Origin of the sequence: Streptomyces sp. NPDC012508 (genome assembly GCF_042902595.1) — a bacterium.
Lineage (GTDB): Bacteria > Actinomycetota > Actinomycetes > Streptomycetales > Streptomycetaceae > Streptomyces.
This window is the reverse complement of sequence record NZ_JBIBEO010000004.1, coordinates 330,240-345,701: the sequence shown is the minus strand read 5'-3', so window position 1 is coordinate 345,701 and position 15,462 is coordinate 330,240. Positions and strand designations below refer to the sequence as shown.

The window sequence follows — 15,462 nt, the reverse complement described above, 5'->3', positions numbered from 1 at the left end:
CGGTCACGCGCCCGGGGTGATCTCGGCGTACCGCTGCACCCACGCGTGCATCGCGATCGCGGCCGCGGCCCCCGCGTTGATCGACCGGGTCGAACCGAACTGGGCGATCGAGCAGACCATCTCCGCGTGCTCGCGCGCCTCCTCGGTGAGGCCCGGCCCCTCCTGGCCGAAGAGCAGCACACAGCGGCGCGGCAGCACGGTCCGCTCCAGCGGCACCGCGCCCGGCAGATTGTCGATCCCGATGATCGCCAGTCCCTCGGCCGCCGCCCACGCGGTCAGCGACTCGGTGTCCGGATGGTGGCGCACATGCTGGTAGCGGTCGGTGACCATCGCCCCGCGACGGTTCCAGCGCCGCCGGCCGACGATATGGATCTCCTTCGCCAGGAAGGCGTTGGCGGTCCGCACCACCGAGCCGATGTTGAAGTCGTGGCCCCAGTTCTCGACCGCGACATGGAAGTCGTGGCGCCGGGTGTCCAGGTCGGCGACGATCGCCTCCCGCGTCCAGTACCGGTACCGGTCGACGACATTGCGCCGGTCGCCGCCCGCGAGCAGCTCCGGGTCGTAGCGCTCACCGTCCGGCCAGGGCAGCGGATGCGGCCCCACACCGACCTCGGGGGCGTACCCGTCGTCGTACTGGATCGGCTCGGACTGTTCAGCGGTGCTCACCCCACGAGGGTACGGGGGGCGGGTTCCTCACCCGTACGGCGCTGCTCGGGCACCCTCCCGCGGCGGCGCGGCAGCAGCCGGTCCCGGCCGCGCCCCACCCGCGCGCCCAGCCACACCAGGAACGCCGTCGGCAGGAACACCGCGTCCGCGGAGATCATCGCGAGCGAGAACAGGGGAAGGCCGAGGAGCACGGCGATGCCGGCGTGCTCCAGCATCATCGCGACGAGCAGGACGTTCTTGACCTTGCGGTTGAACAGCGCGAAGGGGAACGCGACCTGGATCAGCACGGTGCCGTAGGTCAGCACCAGCACCAGCACACCGCTGGAGCCGAGCAGATCGGACAGGGCGGGCCAGGGCGTGAAGTAGTCCAGCTTGAGCGGGTAGTAGAGCGCGGTGCCGTCCTGCCAGCGCGAACCCTGGATCTTGTACCAGCCGGCCGTCGCGTAGATCAGACAGACCTCCGCCATGATCACGACGAGGGTGGCGTTGTGGGCGAGGTTGGCGAGGACGTCGAGGAGCGTGCGGGGCTCGCCCGGGGTGTTGCGGCACACCCACCACCACAGCGCCTGCGCCAGCCACAGCACCCACAGCATCACCAGGAGCCACAGCGAGCCGGTGATGTCGGAGAAGTACGTGGCGGCGAGCAGGAAGCCCCCCAGCACCGTCCACAGCAGCGGGCCGACGACATCGCGGCGCGGCGCCCGCCCCTCTTCCGCCTCACGGGCGTCGCGGGCCGCCCTGCGGGCGTCGAGCGACCAGACCTGGGCGCAGCGGGTCAGGACGAGATAGATCGCGGCGAGGTGGAGGACGTTGTCGCCGCCGTCACCCATGAAGACGGAGCGATTCTGCAGGGACAGCACGCCGACCATGAAGACCGCCGACGTGGCGCGGGTCCGCCAGCCGAGCAGCATCAGGAGCGCGGAGAGCACGGCGAGGGCGTAGACGATCTCGAACCAGAACGCGCTGTCCGACCACATCAGTGCCGTGAACGCGTCGTTCTGGGCGATCAGCTGCCGGCCCATCTCCCACGACCAGGGGCCGTCGGGGCCGTAGAGCTCATGCCGGTGGGGCAGCTCGCGCAGCAGGAAGAGCAGCCAGGTCAGGGAGAAGCCGATCCGGATGATCGCGGTCTGGTACGGGCCGAGCGCCGAGGCCGTGACCCGCTGAACACCCCGGGCGAGCCGCCGGTCGAACGGCTCCCGGGGCGGGACGGGGGCTTTGGCTGAAGGAGCCTCGGCGACGTGGGCCTCGGCCGAGGGGGTCTTGTTCGCGAGGGCCCCGCTCGCGGGGGCCGTGCTTGCGGGGGCCTTGCTCGCGGGGCCTGCGGCGTCCTGGGCGTTCTCGGCGCCCGCGCGGTTCTCTCGGCCCTCGGGGTCCTCGCCGCCGTCGGCGTACCGGTGCGTGAATGATCGGTTCACCGGCCCGCCTCCGTACGGTCGTCACGCGCCCCGCCCGGCAGGTCGGCGGCGGTCACCTTCCACCACGGAAGCTCCCGGTGGACGGGTTCCGTGCTGCTCTTCTCGGTGCTCCACGACGGGGCGGGAACGCCGCGCGTGGTGGAGCGGAGCTGGATCTGCTCGACCGCGCCGCCGAGCGGCTGCTCGTCGAGACGGAGCATGACGATCCGGCGGACGTAGCTCTCGGAGAGCCTGCCCCGCAGACCATTGGGCAGATGGTCCTCGGTGTGCGTGTTCAGGTAGAAGTCCCACGCCCGGCGGAGCTCGTTCTGTTGGGTGTGGCTGGGCACGAGACTGCCGCGTATCGCCGCGGCGTCCTGGGCGGTCAGATCGATCCAGCCCGTCGTGCGCGGGGTGCCGCCGGCGTCCGCGACCCGGGCGCGGACCTGGACGGCGACGTTCTGCTGGAGCGGGTTGGGGGCGAAGAGCTTCCAGTTCTGCTCGAACTCGGGATACACCCAGTCGTCGACCGCTGCACCGTGCTGCTTGGTCAGCGTGTTCGACGGCGCGACGTGCAGAAACACCATGGCGAGGTGGACGCAGGCGAGGACGCCGACGACGGCGAGCGAGACGGCCGCGACGACCTGGTACGGAAGGGAGAGCGAGGCGATCCCGGCGCCCCCGCGCGGACCCGGTTCCCGCAAGGGGCGCTCCTCGTGCGCGTCCGCGTCGTCGTGCGCTTCCATCCCGCCCCGATCCCGATCGGTCCACCCTCGGTTATCCACAGGGTTGACACCATACGGGCCGCCGACCGACCATTGAAGTCATTCAACCGAACGATCGGTCGGTAGGGAGTGCGATGACCGCAGGGACGGCAGCGACCGCAGTGACCGCGGACGCGCAGAGCGCGCGGACGGCCGCGCACGGCGCGCAGGACACGGCCGAGGCGGCGGCCCAGGCCGCCTACGAGGCGGTGTTCGACGCCGCCGTCGCCGCCGACGAGCGCATCGAGCCACGCGACTGGATGCCCGACGCCTACCGGGCCTCCCTCGTCCGCCAGATAGCGCAGCACGCCCACTCCGAGATCATCGGAATGCAGCCCGAGGCCAACTGGATCACCCGCGCGCCCTCGCTGCGCCGCAAGGCGATCCTCATGGCCAAGGTCCAGGACGAGGCCGGCCACGGGCTGTATCTGTACAGCGCGGCGGAGACCCTCGGCACCGGCCGCGACGAGCTCCTCGACAAGCTCCACGCCGGCCGCCAGAAATACTCCTCGATCTTCAACTACCCCACGCTGACCTGGGCCGACGTCGGTGCGATCGGCTGGCTCGTGGACGGCGCCGCCATCACCAACCAGGTCCCGCTCTGCCGCTGCTCCTACGGCCCGTACGCCCGCGCGATGGTCCGTATCTGCAAGGAGGAGTCCTTCCACCAGCGGCAGGGGTACGAAGCACTCCTCGCGCTCTCCCAGGGCACCGAGGCCCAGCACGCCATGGCCCAGGACGCGGTGGACCGCTGGTGGTGGCCCTCGTTGATGATGTTCGGCCCGCCGGACGACGAATCGGCGCACTCCGCCCAGTCCATGGCCTGGAAGATCAAGCGGCACTCCAACGACGAGCTGCGCCAGCGCTTCGTCGACATCGCCGTCCCCCAGGCCGAAGCCCTCGGACTCACCCTCCCGGACCCGGACCTCCGGTGGAACGAGGAGCGCGGGCACTACGACTTCGGCCCGATCGACTGGGCCGAGTTCCGGGACGTCCTCAAGGGCAACGGCCCCTGCAACGAAGAGCGCCTCGACCGGCGCCGCCGCGCCCACGAAGAAGGCGCCTGGGTCAGGGAAGCGGCCGCGGCCTACGCCGACAAGCACACCGCGGCACAGCAGCACACGCACACCAACACCAACACGACCGCGGACACGAGCACGGACGCGCACGCGAACGGGGAGGCACGGGCATGACCACCGACGGATGGCCGCTGTGGGAGGTGTTCGTGCGCTCGCGCCGCGGACTGTCCCACACCCACGCCGGCAGCCTGCACGCGCCGGACGCCGAGATGGCCCTGCGCAACGCCCGCGACCTCTACACCCGCCGCAACGAAGGCGTCTCGATCTGGGTGGTCCCCTCCGCCGCGATCACCGCCTCCTCGCCCGACGAGAAGGACCCGTTCTTCGAACCGTCGGCGGACAAGCCCTACCGCCACCCCACCTTCTACGAGATCCCCGAGGGAGTGAAGCACCTGTGAGCGAAGCACCCGCGAGCGCGACCGCCGGCACCACCGGCACCGCCGCGATCACCGAAGCCGCCCTCGCCCTCGGGGACGACGCCCTCGTGCTCTCCCACCGGCTGGGGGAGTGGGCGGGCAACGCCCCCGTCCTGGAGGAAGAGGTCGCCCTCGCCAACATCGCGCTCGACCTCCTCGGCCAGGCCCGCATCCTGCTCTCCCTCGTCGGGGACGAGGACGAACTGGCCTACCTCCGCGAAGAGCGGGCCTTCCGCAACACCCAGCTCGTCGAACAGCCCAACGGCGACTTCGCCCACACCATCGCCCGCCAGCTCTACTTCTCCACCTACCAGCGACTCCTGTACGGACAGCTCGCCGCCGGCGACGGCCCCCTGAGCGGCCTCGCGGCCAAGGCCGTCAAGGAAGTCGCCTACCACCAGGACCACGCCGAACACTGGACCCTGCGCCTCGGCGACGGCACCGACGAGAGCCACGCCCGCATGCAGCGCGCCTGCGACGCCCTCTGGCGGTACACCGTCGAGCTGTTCCAGCCCCTCGAAGGCCTCGGCGTCGACCACGAAGCCCTGCGCGGCGCCTGGCTCGACTCGATCACGGCCGTCCTCGAACGGGCCACCCTCACCGTCCCCAGCGGCCCCGACACCGGCGCCTGGCGCGCCGGAGCCGGCCGACAAGGCCTGCACACCGAGCCCTTCGGACGCATGCTCGCCGAGATGCAGCATCTGCACCGCAGCCACCCGGGGGCGACATGGTGACCACGGCCATGACGGACCTGGAGCGGGAACTGAGCCGTATCGCCGGCGCCGTCCCCGACCCCGAACTGCCCGTCCTCACCCTCGAAGAGCTCGGCGTCCTCCGCGGCGTCCAGGTCCTCGGCCCCGGCCGCGTCGAGGTCGAACTGACCCCGACGTACACCGGCTGCCCCGCGATCGAGGCGATGTCCTCCGACATCGAGCGCGCCCTGCACGACCACGGCGTCCCCGACGTCTCCGTCGTCACCGTCCTCGCCCCCGCCTGGTCGACCGACGACATCAGCGACGAAGGACGGCGCAAGCTCGCCGAGTTCGGCATCGCCCCGCCCCGCCCCCAAGGCCCGGCCGGCGGCCCCGTGCCCCTCACCCTGGCGATCCGCTGCCCGCACTGCGGCTCCACCGAGACCGAGCTGCTCAGCCGGTTCTCCTCCACAGCCTGCAAGGCGCTGCGCCGCTGCACGGCCTGCCGCGAACCGTTCGACCACTTCAAGGAGTTGTAGATGCAGTCCTCACGCTCCGGACGGGCTGAGTTCCATCCGCTCCGGGTGAGCGAGGTCGAGCAGCTCACGGACGACTCGGTGGCCGTCACCTTCGCGGTCCCGCCCGAGCTGCGCGACGCCTACCGCCACACCCCCGGCCAGCACCTCGCCCTGCGCCGCACCGCGCGGGACGGCGAGGAGATCCGCCGTACGTACTCGATCTGCGCGGCCGCGGCCCCCACCGGCCAGGATCCCGTCCTGCGCGTCGGCATCCGGCTGGTCGACGGCGGCGAGTTCTCCACGTACGCCCTGAAGGAACTGGCCGTCGGCGACACCGTCGACGTCATGGAGCCGATGGGCCGCTTCACCCTCACGCCCCGCCCCGGCCGCTTCGCCGCCGTGGTCGGCGGCAGCGGCATCACCCCGGTCCTCTCGATGGCGGCCACCCTGCTCGCCCAGGAGCCGGACGCCCGGTTCCACCTCGTCCGCAGCGACCGCACCGCCTCCTCCACGATGTTCCTGGACGAGGTCGCCGACCTCAAGGACCGCTTCCCCGACCGCTTCCAGCTCGTCACCGTGCTCTCCCGCGAGGAGCAGCAGGCCGGCCTCCCCTCCGGGCGGCTCGACGAGGAACGACTGACCGGGCTGCTCCCCGCGCTCCTGCCCGTCGACGACATCGACGGCTGGTTCCTGTGCGGTCCGTTCGGCCTCGTCCAGGCAGCCGAACGCGCCCTGCGCGGACTCGGCGTCGTCCGCTCCCGGATCCACCAGGAGATCTTCCACGTCGACGACGGCTCGGCACCCGCCTCCGCACCCAGCACGACCGCCCCGGCCCACGCCACGCTCACGGCGACCCTGCACGGCCGCTCCGGCAACTGGCCGGTGCAGAAGGGCGAGACACTGCTCGAAACGGTCCTCCGCGCCCGCGCCGACGCCCCCTACGCCTGCAAGGGCGGGGTCTGCGGCACATGCCGCGCCTTCCTCGTCGACGGCGAGGTCCGCATGGAGCGCAACTTCGCGCTGGAGCCGGAGGAGACCGAGGCCGGATACGTCCTGGCCTGCCAGTCCCACCCGGCCACCGCGGAAGTGGAGCTGGACTTCGACCGCTGACCGCCCCCGCGCGCCCATTCCCTTCCCCTAGAACCTGTTCTATCTTGACGATCCGTCAGACAGGCAACGGGAGGGCATGGCCGTGGACTTCACCTTCACCGAGGAACAGCAGGCGGCCGTCGAGGCGGCCAAAGCGGTCTTCTCCGGCATCACACCCGACGCCGTACCGAGCCCCGCGCTCACCCCCGGAGCCGTCGCCGACGACTTCGACCGACCGCTCTGGTCCCGCCTCGCCACCGCCGACCTGCTCAGCCTCGTCCTCGACCCCGAACACGACGGCGCGGGCCTCGACACCATCGCCCTCTGCCTCGTCCTCCGCGAATCCGCACGCGTCCTCGCCCGCGTGCCCCTCCTGGAGACCAGCGCGGTCGCCATGACCATCCAGCGCTACGCCGACCCACACACCGCGGCCGAACTCCTCCCCCGCGTCAGACGCGGCGAACTCGTCCTCACCGCCGCCTCCAACGGCCGCACCGGCCACGACCCCGCCGAACTCGCCGTCACCGCCCACCGCGACGGCACCGACTGGATCCTCGACGGCCTCCAGAGCGCCGTCCCCTGGGCCCACGGCGCCGACCGCATCGCCGTGCCCGCTCACACCGCCGAAGGACAGACCGTCCTCGCCCTGCTCCCCCGCACCCACCCCGGCCTCACCCTGGCCGAGCAGTACTCCACCAGCGGCGAACTCCTCGCCGAACTACGCCTGGACTCCGTACGCCTCGACACCGCCGACGTCATCGACACCGACGGCGCCTGGGACTGGCTCCGCGGCGTCCTCGCCACCGGAACCTGCGCCCTCGCCCTCGGACTCGGCGAGAACGTCCTCACCATGACAAGCCAGTACACCGGCAAACGCGAACAGTTCGGCCACCCCGTGGCCACCTTCCAGGCCGTCGCCGTCCAGGCCGCCGACCGCTACATCGACCTGCGCGCCATGGAAGTCACCCTCTGGCAGGCCGCCTGGCGCATCAGCAGCGGAGCCGGCGGACCACTGCCGCCCGCCGCCGACATCGCCGTCGCCAAGATCTGGGCCTCGGAAGGTGTACGCCGCGTCGTGCAGACCGCCCAGCACCTCCACGGCGGCTTCGGCGCCGACACCGACTACCCGCTGCACCGGTACCACGCCTGGGCCAAACAGATCGAACTGGCCCTCGGCCCGGCCGCGGCCCACGAAGAAGCCCTGGGCGACCTCCTGGCCGCCCACTCCCTCAGCTGAACCCGCCCGGGAAGACAGCCCGGACGTCCGCGCCCCAGGGCCGGACGTCCGCGCCCTAGGGACCGACGTCCGCGCCCTAGGCGACGAAGCCCGGGGCTCCGGCCGCCGTCACCACCGGCCGCCCGGCCGCGTCCCAGGCGATCATGCCGCCGTCGACGTTCACCGCGTCGATCCCCTGCTGCACCAGATACTGCGTGACCTGAGCCGACCGGCCACCCACCCGGCACATCACATACGCGCGACGCCCGTCGGCCACCGCCTCGGTCACCTCACCGAAGCGCGCCACGAAATCGCTCATCGGCACATGCAGCGCACCCTCGGCATGCCCGGCCACCCACTCGTCGTCCTCACGGACGTCCAGCACCAGGGCATCGGCCGGCACGGAAGCCACGTCCACCGAGGGGAGCGGGGCGAAATTCATGGGACAGGCCTTCTCTCGTACGAACGGCTCGACGGAACGCGAACCCTGTGAAACCTACTGCACCTACTCCACGAGCGCGGCGAGCTCCGCCTCACGCTCGGCGACCTGCGCGAGCAGCTGCTCGGCGATCTCCTCGAGGAGCCGGTCGGGGTCGTCGGGCGCCATACGCAGCATCGCGCCGATCGCACTCTCCTCCAGCTCCCGCGCCACCAGGGTCAGCAGTTCCTTGCGCTGCGTCAGCCACTCGAGGCGCGCATACAGCTCCTCGCTCTCACTGAGCCGCTCAGGCTCGGGCACCGGACCGGCCGCCCACTCCTCGGACAACTCGCGCAGCAGCGCCACGTCACCGCGGGCGTAGGCCGCGTTCACGCGGGTGATGAACTCCTCACGCCGCTTGCGCTCGTCCTCCTCGCGCGCCAGATCCGGGTGGGCCTGGCGGGCCAGCTCGCGGTACAGCTTCCGCGCCTCCTCACCGGGCCGGACCCGCTTGGGCGGCTGCACCGACTGCCCGGTCAGCATCGCGGCGGCCTCGGGGGAGAGCCCGTCGGAGTCCATCCAGTCGTGGAAGAGCTCGTCGACGGCCGGCATCGGCATCACGACGGCCCGCGCCTCCTGCGCCCGCCGCAGATCCTCCGGATCCCCGGTCCGAGCGGCCCGCGCCTCGGCGATCTGCGCGTCCAGCTCGTCGAGCCGCGTGTACATGGGGCCGAGCTTCTGGTGGTGCAGCCGGGAGAAATTGTCGACCTCGACGCGGAAGGTCTCCACGGCGATCTCGAACTCGATCAGTGCCTGCTCGGCCACCCGCACGGCCTTCTCCAGCCGAGCTTCAGGCCGCTCGGCTCCAGCCGCGCCACCCGAGTCGCCCGCCGGACCCAAGCCCGCCGAATCCGCCTCCGGGCTCACGCCCGCCGGGTCCACGCCCGAATCCGAGCCCGCGCCCGGGTCCACGCCCTGGTCCTGGTCCACGCCCACGTCCTCGCTCCGGTCCGTCACCCCACCAGCCTACGATCCTCCGGGGGCCCCTCCCCCTCCCTCCCCCCGCCCCCGTCCCCCCGTGGACGGCTGTCGGTCGGTGTCGGGCAGGCGTGTGCCGTCAGACGCCGAGCTCAGCCGCTATCCGGCCGTCGCGTACCGCCGTCACCAGGTCGGTGTGGTCCGCCGTGGTGCGGTCGGCGTAGGCGACGGCGAAGGCCGCGACGGCCTCGTCGAACTCCTCGTTCTTGCCGCAGTAGCCCGCTATCAGGCGCGGGTCCGCGCTGTGGGCGTGGGCGCGCGCCAGCAGGGCGCCGGTCATGCGGCCGTAGTCGTCGACCTGGTCGGGCGTGAGCGCGGCCGGGTCGACGCTGCCCTTGCGGTTGCGGAACTGGCGCACCTGGAACGGGCGCCCCTGCACCGTGGTCCAGCCGAGCAGGATGTCGCTGACGACCTGCATCCGCTTCTGTCCGAGCACCACGCGCTGCCCTTCGTGCCCCGCGTCCGGAACGGTGAAGCCGACCGCCGGCAGATGGGGGAGGAGCGCCGAGGGGCGCGCCTCCTTCACCTGGAGGACGAGCGCTTCGCCTCGGTGGTCGAGGAGCAGCACCACGTAGGAGCGGGTGCCGACGCTGCCGGTGCCGACGACGCGGAAGGCGACGTCGTGGACGGCGTACCGGGCGAGGAGCGGCAGCCGGTCCTCGGAGACGGTGTCCAGGTAGGGGCCGAGCGCGGCGGCGACGGCGGCCGCCTCCTCGTCCGAAACGCGGCTCAGGACCGGCGGTGCGTCGACGAACCGCCGGCCGCCGCCGTCGGCGTCGGTCACGGTTTCGGTGGACTTGGCGGCGAACCGGGCGCTGGTGTTGTTCCGGGCTTTCTCCGAGACCCGTTCGAGGGTGCCGAGGAGGTCGCGGGCGTCGGTGTGGGAGACGAGCTCCTCGTCGGCTATGGCGTTCCAGGCGTCGAGCGCGGGGAGCTTGGCGAGCAGCCGCATGGTGCGCCGGTAGGCGCCGACGGTGTCGAAGGCGGCGGCCCGGCAGGTGTCCTCGTCGGCGCCCACCTCGCGGCCGGCGAGCACGTGGGAGGTGGCCAGTCGCTTGAGGTCCCATTCCCAGGGGCCGACGACGGTCTCGTCGAAGTCGTTGAGGTCGATGACGAGCCGGCCGCGGGCGTCGCCGTAGAGGCCGAAGTTCGCCGCGTGGGCATCGCCGCATATCTGGGCGGCGATGCCGGTGACGGGGGAGCCGGCCAGGTCGTGGGCCATGAGCCCGGCGGAGCCGCGGAGGAACGCGAAGGGGCTCGCGGCCATGCGTCCGACGCGTATGGGCGCCAGTTCCGGTACGCGGTCGCGGCTCGATTCCTCGACGGCCCGGAGGGCGTCGGGTCGGTCGTCGGAGAGGACGAGGGTGCTGTGGGTGCCGCGAGGGACGCGGGCGCGCAGGGCCTTGCCCTGTTCCTTGGGGGAGTTCGTGGCTCCCGCAGCCGCCCGCCGGGCGAACCCTGGCACGTGCGGGACGCGCCCGCTCTCCGTGCCTCGCGGTCCCGGTACTGCTGTCTGGATCTCGTCCATGGGACGCCTCCCCCGCCTTCGTGCTGTGCTGTCCAACATCAACTGGGCATGACGGTACCGCCGGGTTCGGCGGCCCGTCTTCCCCTGTGGACAACGACCTGTGGACAACTGCACGTGGCGAGTGCCCACCAGGCCATCGGCCAGCCACTCAGACCCCGACGGCCTCCTCCATCTCCTCCTCGGCGTCGGCCTCGCCCCCGGACTGCCCAGACGCCCCAGACGCCCCGGCCGCCCCGGACGTCACAGCCGGCGCGCCCGCCGCGCCCGCCGCAGCCGCCGCCACAGCCGCCGCCCCAGCCGGCGCGGCCGGGCGGCGGCGCGCTTCGGCCAGGCCCGCGCAGGCCGTGAGGGCCGCTCCGGCGAGGAACCAGAGCGCGAGGACGAGCAGGTGTCCGCCGAGTGCGTGGCCGTCGAAGGAGACGTGGCTGCGGACGCCCTCGACGAATCCGGCGCCGTTCCAGAAGGCGTGCAGCGCGCCGAAGAACCCGGGCTGGAGTTCGGGTCGGTAGATGCCGCCGGAGCTGGTGAAGTTGAGCATGACGAACAGGACCATCACGCCGAGGGTGGTCCAGCGCCGCAGGAAGGTGTGGAGTCCGACGCCGATCAGCAGGATGCCGGCCGAGTACAGCCAGGACATCGCCCAGACTCCGCCGAGTCCTTGGTCGACGAGGTGGAACATCGGTCCGGCGAAGACCGTGCCGACGAGGCTGACGACGATTGACATTCCGGCGGCGAGCAGGGCCCGGATTCGCAGGGGCAGGACGGCTCCGGCGCCGCCGATGACGGCGACGGAGGCGTACGAGCCGATGCTGAGCGCGACCAGGAGGAAGAAGACGCCCTGTCCGGTGGGGTCGCCGTCCGAGACGGGGGCGACGTCGGTGACCTTCAGGGGTGCGTCCTGTGCGGCGGCGACCTTGGTGAAGACCTTTTCGACGGCCATGGCGCTGGTGTCGGAGGAGGCGGAGGCGACGAGCAGTTCGGGGTGGGCGCCGGGGAGGTAGGCGCCGAAGGTGGACTGGTCGCGCAGTGCCGAGACCGCTGTCTCACGGTCGGGGACGGTGCGGACGTCGAGGGCGCCGGCGCCCTTGTCGTGGAGGGTCTGGGCGAGGACCTGGGCGGTGGGGCCCGAGCCGACGACGTCGACGCGCAGGTCGTGGGGCTGGGGGGCGTGGAACGCGCCGAGGTAGGCGAGGCCCATGCCGACGCACATGAGCAGCGGGGTGAGCAGGTGCCCGAGTACATGCCGTAGCGCACCCGTCGACGCCGGTCCCGCGGAGTGGGGTCCTGCGGACACCGCACACCTCCATAGTTGGCTTTTACAACTAAGTAACCGTTGTACTATACAACTGAACCGGTGGTGAGCAAACCGGGCAGGTGATCCGGTGATCCAGGGAGCGCATCATGACCGACGGCCCGCGCGAGGCATCCGTCGACATCATCCAGCGGGAGCTGACGGCCTTCTCCCGCCGCGCCCGGGCCGCGGCCGCCCGGCTCCACCCGGATCTGCCGCTCGTCTCGTACACGCTGCTCGCCCATATCGACGACCAGCAGGGCTGCCGTGCCACCGACCTCGCCGCCCACTACCTTCTGGACAAGTCGACGGTCAGCCGTCAGGTCGCGGGCCTGGAGAAACTCGGCCTGGTCGAGCGCCGGCCCGACCCGGAGGACCACCGGGTCCAGGTCCTGCACCCCACCGAGGCGGGCACCCGGGTCCTCGCCGCCACCCAGGCGAGCCGTCGCGCCGCCTATCAGGAGCGCCTCAAGGACTGGTCCGCCGAGGACCTCGCGCAGTTCGCCTCGTACCTGCTCCGCTACAACGCGGCGGGCACCGCCGTCCTCCCCGACGTCACCCCGCCCCTCGCCCCGGCGACGGACCGCCGGAGCCCCCCGCCGAAGACCGGCGCCCAGGCGGCCAGGAGCGCCCAGGACCCCCAGGACCCCCAGGACCCCCTGGACCTCCCCTAGAGCCCGGCGTCAGCTCCCCTGGAGCCCCGCGTCAGCCCCTAGAGCCCCGCGTCGCGCGCCAGCAGCGCCGCCTGTACGCGGTTCTCGCAGCCCAGCTTCGCCAGGATCCGGCTGACGTACGTCTTCACCGTGGCCTCGCTCATGTGCAGGCGTCGTCCCGCGTCCGCGTTGGACAGCCCTTCCCCGAGCAGGGCGAGGACCTCGCGTTCCTTCTCGCTGAGCGCCGCCACCCGCCCCCTGGCCTGCTCGGCGCGCGCCACCTCCCGCCCCGACGCCAGCTGCTCCACCACGTGGCGTGTGGCGGCGGGCGAGAGGTACGCGTCCCCCGCCGCCGCGGCCCGTACCGCGCGGATCAGTTCGGCCGGCGCGGTGTCCTTGAGCAGGAACCCGGCGCCCCCGTGCTCCAGGGCCCGCAGCACGTTCTCCCGCTCGCCGAACGTCGTCAGCACGATCACCCGTGTCGAGGGCGCCGCCCGGCGCAGCTCGGGCAGCGCGGACAGACCGTCGAGCACCGGCATCTGGATGTCGAGCAGCACCACGTCCGCGGCGTGTGCCCGCGCCTCCTCGACCGCGTCCCGGCCGTTCGCCGCCTCCGCGACCACCTCGATGTCCTCGTCCGAGGTGAGGATCATCCGGATCCCGGCTCTGATCAGCGGCTCGTCATCGGCGATCACGACCCTGATGCGCTGCCCTGCCACAGCTACTCCCCCACGGCTACCGGTTCGGGCGGGTCAGCGCTAGCGCGTGACCTCGTACGACTTCTTCTCGATCAGCTTGCCGTCCTTGAAGCAGAACCGGAAAACCGGCTCTGCCTCGCTGTCCACGACCTCCGAGGACATCAGTACGAGGCACTTCGATCCCTCGGGCTCCGCGGGCCCCTTGCCGTGCAGTCCGACGGTGGTGACGGTGTCGCCGGACGGCAGCCGGTCGCGGACGTCCTGTTCGGCCGCGCCGACCTTGACCGCGTCGTACTCGCCCGGGTCGATCATGCCCTTCTCCAGTGACGACACCAGGAAATAGAGGCCGAAGCCCCCCGCCACCAGGAGCAGCACGAGGGCCGCGAACGCTATCCCACATCCCACCGCGACTCCACGGCCCGTGCTCCCGCCCCCGCGCATCGCCATCGCCAGCTCCCGTTCCGTCAGCGTCCAGTCGGCCTGCCCGACCGGGCCGCGACCACGGTCGCCCAGCAGAGGCCTCGTCGACTGCTGCCGGAAGTCGTCCTCCGCATCGACCAAAGGCGCTGCTTCCACCGTCCCGTACGGCAACATCCCGGCGACCCGGAACCCGCCGCCGTCGACCGGCCCCGCGTGGACGATGCCGCCGACGAGCCGCGCCCGCTCGTGGAGCCCGGTCAGCCCCTGCCCGCCGCTGACCACGCCCTCCGGCGACTTCGCCGCCGCCTCGTTGACGATCTCGACGACCAGGGAGTCCGGCTCGTACCGCACCTCCACGTCGATGAGCGCGCCGGGCGCGTGCTTGTAGGCGTTGGTGAGCGCCTCCTGCACGATCCGGTACGCGGCGTGGTCGGCGGCCGGCGGCAGCGGCCGGAACTCCCCGCGCCGCCGCAGCTCCACCCGGTTCCCCGCGCCCCGCGCGGCTTCCACGAGCCCCTCGATACCGGCGGTCCCCCGCGCCGCCCGTCCCGAGGCGTCACCGGACCGTGCGGGCGCGACCGCGGTCTCGGACGGCGCGGCGACGCCGTCGCGCAGGATGCCGACGACCTCGCGCAGCTCGTGCATGGCGGTCACCGACGCGTTGCGCAGCACTCCCACGGCCTCGCGCTGCCGGTCGGTCAGCTCCCGGTCGACCTCCAGGGCGCCGGTGTGGACGGCGATCAGCGCGAGCTGGTGCCCGAGGCTGTCGTGCATGTCCTGGGCGATCCGCTGCCGCTCCATGAGCCGCGCCTGCCCGACCACCATCGCGCGTTCCCGCAGCAGCTGGCCGTTGTGTTCCTGCAGGGTGTGCAGCAGGGTCCTGCGCTGGGTCCAGTACCGGTTGGCGAGGCCGGGCGCCAGGGTCGTCGCCAGGTAGTAGAGCGTCGCCATGAAGACGACGGTGAGCGTCCGGTGCAGGTCCCAGACGTCCACCAGGCTGGCAGCGATGTTCAGCACATACGCGACGGTGTACGCGATCAGCGCCCGTCCGGCGCCCGCGATGTACCGCCCGGAAGACCAGCCGACGAGGATCAGGAGGACCACGAAGCCCGGAACGAGCGGCGCGAGCCCGCCCGTGACGACGAGCATGGTGACGGGCAGCCGCCGGCGCAGCAGCGACAGGACGGCGGCGGCCAGGCCGACCGCGGCGAGCTGCCAGCCCTCACCGCCGAGCAGCTCCTCGCTGCCTGCGGCGAGCAGCCCCATCACGACGGCGAGCACCACCTCGCCGGCGGTCCTGCGCCGCGACCACATCGCGGGCGCCGCGAACCATGCCCACCCGGCGCCGATCCCGGCCCTGATCTTCGAAGTCGCGTCCACGCTCGCACCCTAGGCAGCGCCCCGCACCGCCCGCGGCTCTCTTTCGTCTCGCCCCACCGCGACGAACGTCGCATCACGACGAACGCCCCACCGCGACGAACGTCGCATCACGACGAACGCCCCACCGCGACGAAACATCGCCTCGCTCACATCGCCGGCCCGCCCCGCATCCGACAACGCGGAAGCCCCGTAGGTCGAT

15 protein-coding genes and 1 pseudogene are annotated in these 15,462 nt (G+C 72.1%); 7 read left to right on the top strand and 9 right to left on the bottom strand.

Annotated features, from left to right (window positions below):
- Positions 1 to 3 precede the first annotated feature (3 nt).
- The 3 genes from ACFY8U_RS15835 to ACFY8U_RS15825 are packed head-to-tail and all read right to left on the bottom strand — an operon-like array spanning position 4 to position 2,809.
- Positions 4 to 666 (bottom strand): TrmH family RNA methyltransferase, encoded by a 663-nt coding sequence (locus ACFY8U_RS15835; protein ID WP_361754829.1) that lies wholly within the window; start codon positions 664 to 666, stop codon positions 4 to 6.
- Positions 663 to 2,084, bottom strand: coding sequence for an HTTM domain-containing protein (locus ACFY8U_RS15830; protein ID WP_389570266.1), 1,422 nt, complete (start codon positions 2,082 to 2,084; stop codon positions 663 to 665). Before ACFY8U_RS15830 ends, ACFY8U_RS15835 begins: the two co-directional genes overlap by 4 nt.
- Positions 2,081 to 2,809, bottom strand: a complete 729-nt coding sequence (locus tag ACFY8U_RS15825; RefSeq protein ID WP_389570263.1) for a DUF5819 family protein — start codon at positions 2,807 to 2,809, stop codon at positions 2,081 to 2,083. Before ACFY8U_RS15825 ends, ACFY8U_RS15830 begins: the two co-directional genes overlap by 4 nt.
- A 113-nt stretch (positions 2,810 to 2,922) precedes the next feature.
- Here ACFY8U_RS15825 and paaA point away from each other — a divergent pair, with 113 nt between their 5' ends.
- From paaA to ACFY8U_RS15795, 6 genes are all read left to right on the top strand, one after another.
- Positions 2,923 to 4,020, top strand: coding sequence for a 1,2-phenylacetyl-CoA epoxidase subunit PaaA (gene paaA / locus ACFY8U_RS15820; RefSeq protein ID WP_389570260.1), 1,098 nt, complete (start codon positions 2,923 to 2,925; stop codon positions 4,018 to 4,020).
- On the top strand, positions 4,017 to 4,304 hold the full coding sequence (gene paaB, locus ACFY8U_RS15815; RefSeq protein ID WP_260228409.1) for a 1,2-phenylacetyl-CoA epoxidase subunit PaaB: 288 nt from the start codon (positions 4,017 to 4,019) through the stop codon (positions 4,302 to 4,304). The genes paaA and paaB overlap by 4 nt, the downstream gene beginning before the upstream one ends.
- On the top strand, positions 4,301 to 5,056 hold the full coding sequence (gene paaC, locus ACFY8U_RS15810; protein WP_389570256.1) for a 1,2-phenylacetyl-CoA epoxidase subunit PaaC: 756 nt from the start codon (positions 4,301 to 4,303) through the stop codon (positions 5,054 to 5,056). The genes paaB and paaC overlap by 4 nt, the downstream gene beginning before the upstream one ends.
- The gene (paaD, locus tag ACFY8U_RS15805; RefSeq protein WP_361435313.1) at positions 5,050 to 5,553 is read left to right on the top strand and encodes a 1,2-phenylacetyl-CoA epoxidase subunit PaaD; all 504 of its coding nucleotides are present in this window, start codon (positions 5,050 to 5,052) and stop codon (positions 5,551 to 5,553) included. The genes paaC and paaD overlap by 7 nt, the downstream gene beginning before the upstream one ends.
- Positions 5,554 to 6,642, top strand: a complete 1,089-nt coding sequence (locus ACFY8U_RS15800; RefSeq protein ID WP_361435314.1) for a 2Fe-2S iron-sulfur cluster-binding protein — start codon at positions 5,554 to 5,556, stop codon at positions 6,640 to 6,642.
- An 82-nt stretch (positions 6,643 to 6,724) separates the two neighbouring features.
- Complete coding sequence (locus ACFY8U_RS15795; protein WP_389570930.1) at positions 6,725 to 7,858, top strand: acyl-CoA dehydrogenase family protein; 1,134 nt, start codon at positions 6,725 to 6,727, stop codon at positions 7,856 to 7,858.
- Positions 7,859 to 7,934: 76 nt separating this feature from the next.
- On the opposite strand, the gene ACFY8U_RS15790 is transcribed toward ACFY8U_RS15795, so the two are convergent.
- From ACFY8U_RS15790 to ACFY8U_RS15775, 4 genes are all read right to left on the bottom strand, one after another.
- Positions 7,935 to 8,279, bottom strand: a complete 345-nt coding sequence (locus ACFY8U_RS15790; protein WP_361435315.1) for a rhodanese-like domain-containing protein — start codon at positions 8,277 to 8,279, stop codon at positions 7,935 to 7,937.
- 63 nt (positions 8,280 to 8,342) lie between these two features.
- Positions 8,343 to 9,182, bottom strand: a complete 840-nt coding sequence (locus ACFY8U_RS15785) for a hypothetical protein (protein WP_389570927.1) — start codon at positions 9,180 to 9,182, stop codon at positions 8,343 to 8,345.
- 190 nt (positions 9,183 to 9,372) lie between these two features.
- Positions 9,373 to 10,821 carry a DUF2252 domain-containing protein gene (locus tag ACFY8U_RS15780; RefSeq protein ID WP_389570253.1) on the bottom strand — a complete coding sequence of 483 codons (1,449 nt, stop codon included), beginning with the start codon at positions 10,819 to 10,821 and terminating at the stop codon, positions 9,373 to 9,375.
- A 148-nt stretch (positions 10,822 to 10,969) separates the two neighbouring features.
- Positions 10,970 to 12,115 (bottom strand): hypothetical protein, encoded by a 1,146-nt coding sequence (locus tag ACFY8U_RS15775; protein ID WP_389570251.1) that lies wholly within the window; start codon positions 12,113 to 12,115, stop codon positions 10,970 to 10,972.
- A gap of 107 nt (positions 12,116 to 12,222) precedes the next feature.
- On the opposite strand from ACFY8U_RS15775, the pseudogene ACFY8U_RS15770 reads away from it, so the two are divergent.
- Positions 12,223 to 12,654, top strand: a pseudogene (locus ACFY8U_RS15770) (MarR family winged helix-turn-helix transcriptional regulator); the annotation flags it as partial.
- Positions 12,655 to 12,824: 170 nt separating this feature from the next.
- Here the strand turns inward: ACFY8U_RS15770 and ACFY8U_RS15765 are convergent.
- Together ACFY8U_RS15765 and ACFY8U_RS15760 are read right to left on the bottom strand one after the other, a co-directional pair.
- Positions 12,825 to 13,484 (bottom strand): response regulator transcription factor, encoded by a 660-nt coding sequence (locus tag ACFY8U_RS15765; RefSeq protein ID WP_361670063.1) that lies wholly within the window; start codon positions 13,482 to 13,484, stop codon positions 12,825 to 12,827.
- Between the two features lie 39 nt (positions 13,485 to 13,523).
- Positions 13,524 to 15,197 carry a sensor histidine kinase gene (locus ACFY8U_RS15760; RefSeq protein ID WP_389570925.1) on the bottom strand — a complete coding sequence of 558 codons (1,674 nt, stop codon included), beginning with the start codon at positions 15,195 to 15,197 and terminating at the stop codon, positions 13,524 to 13,526.
- Positions 15,198 to 15,462: the final 265 nt, after the last annotated feature.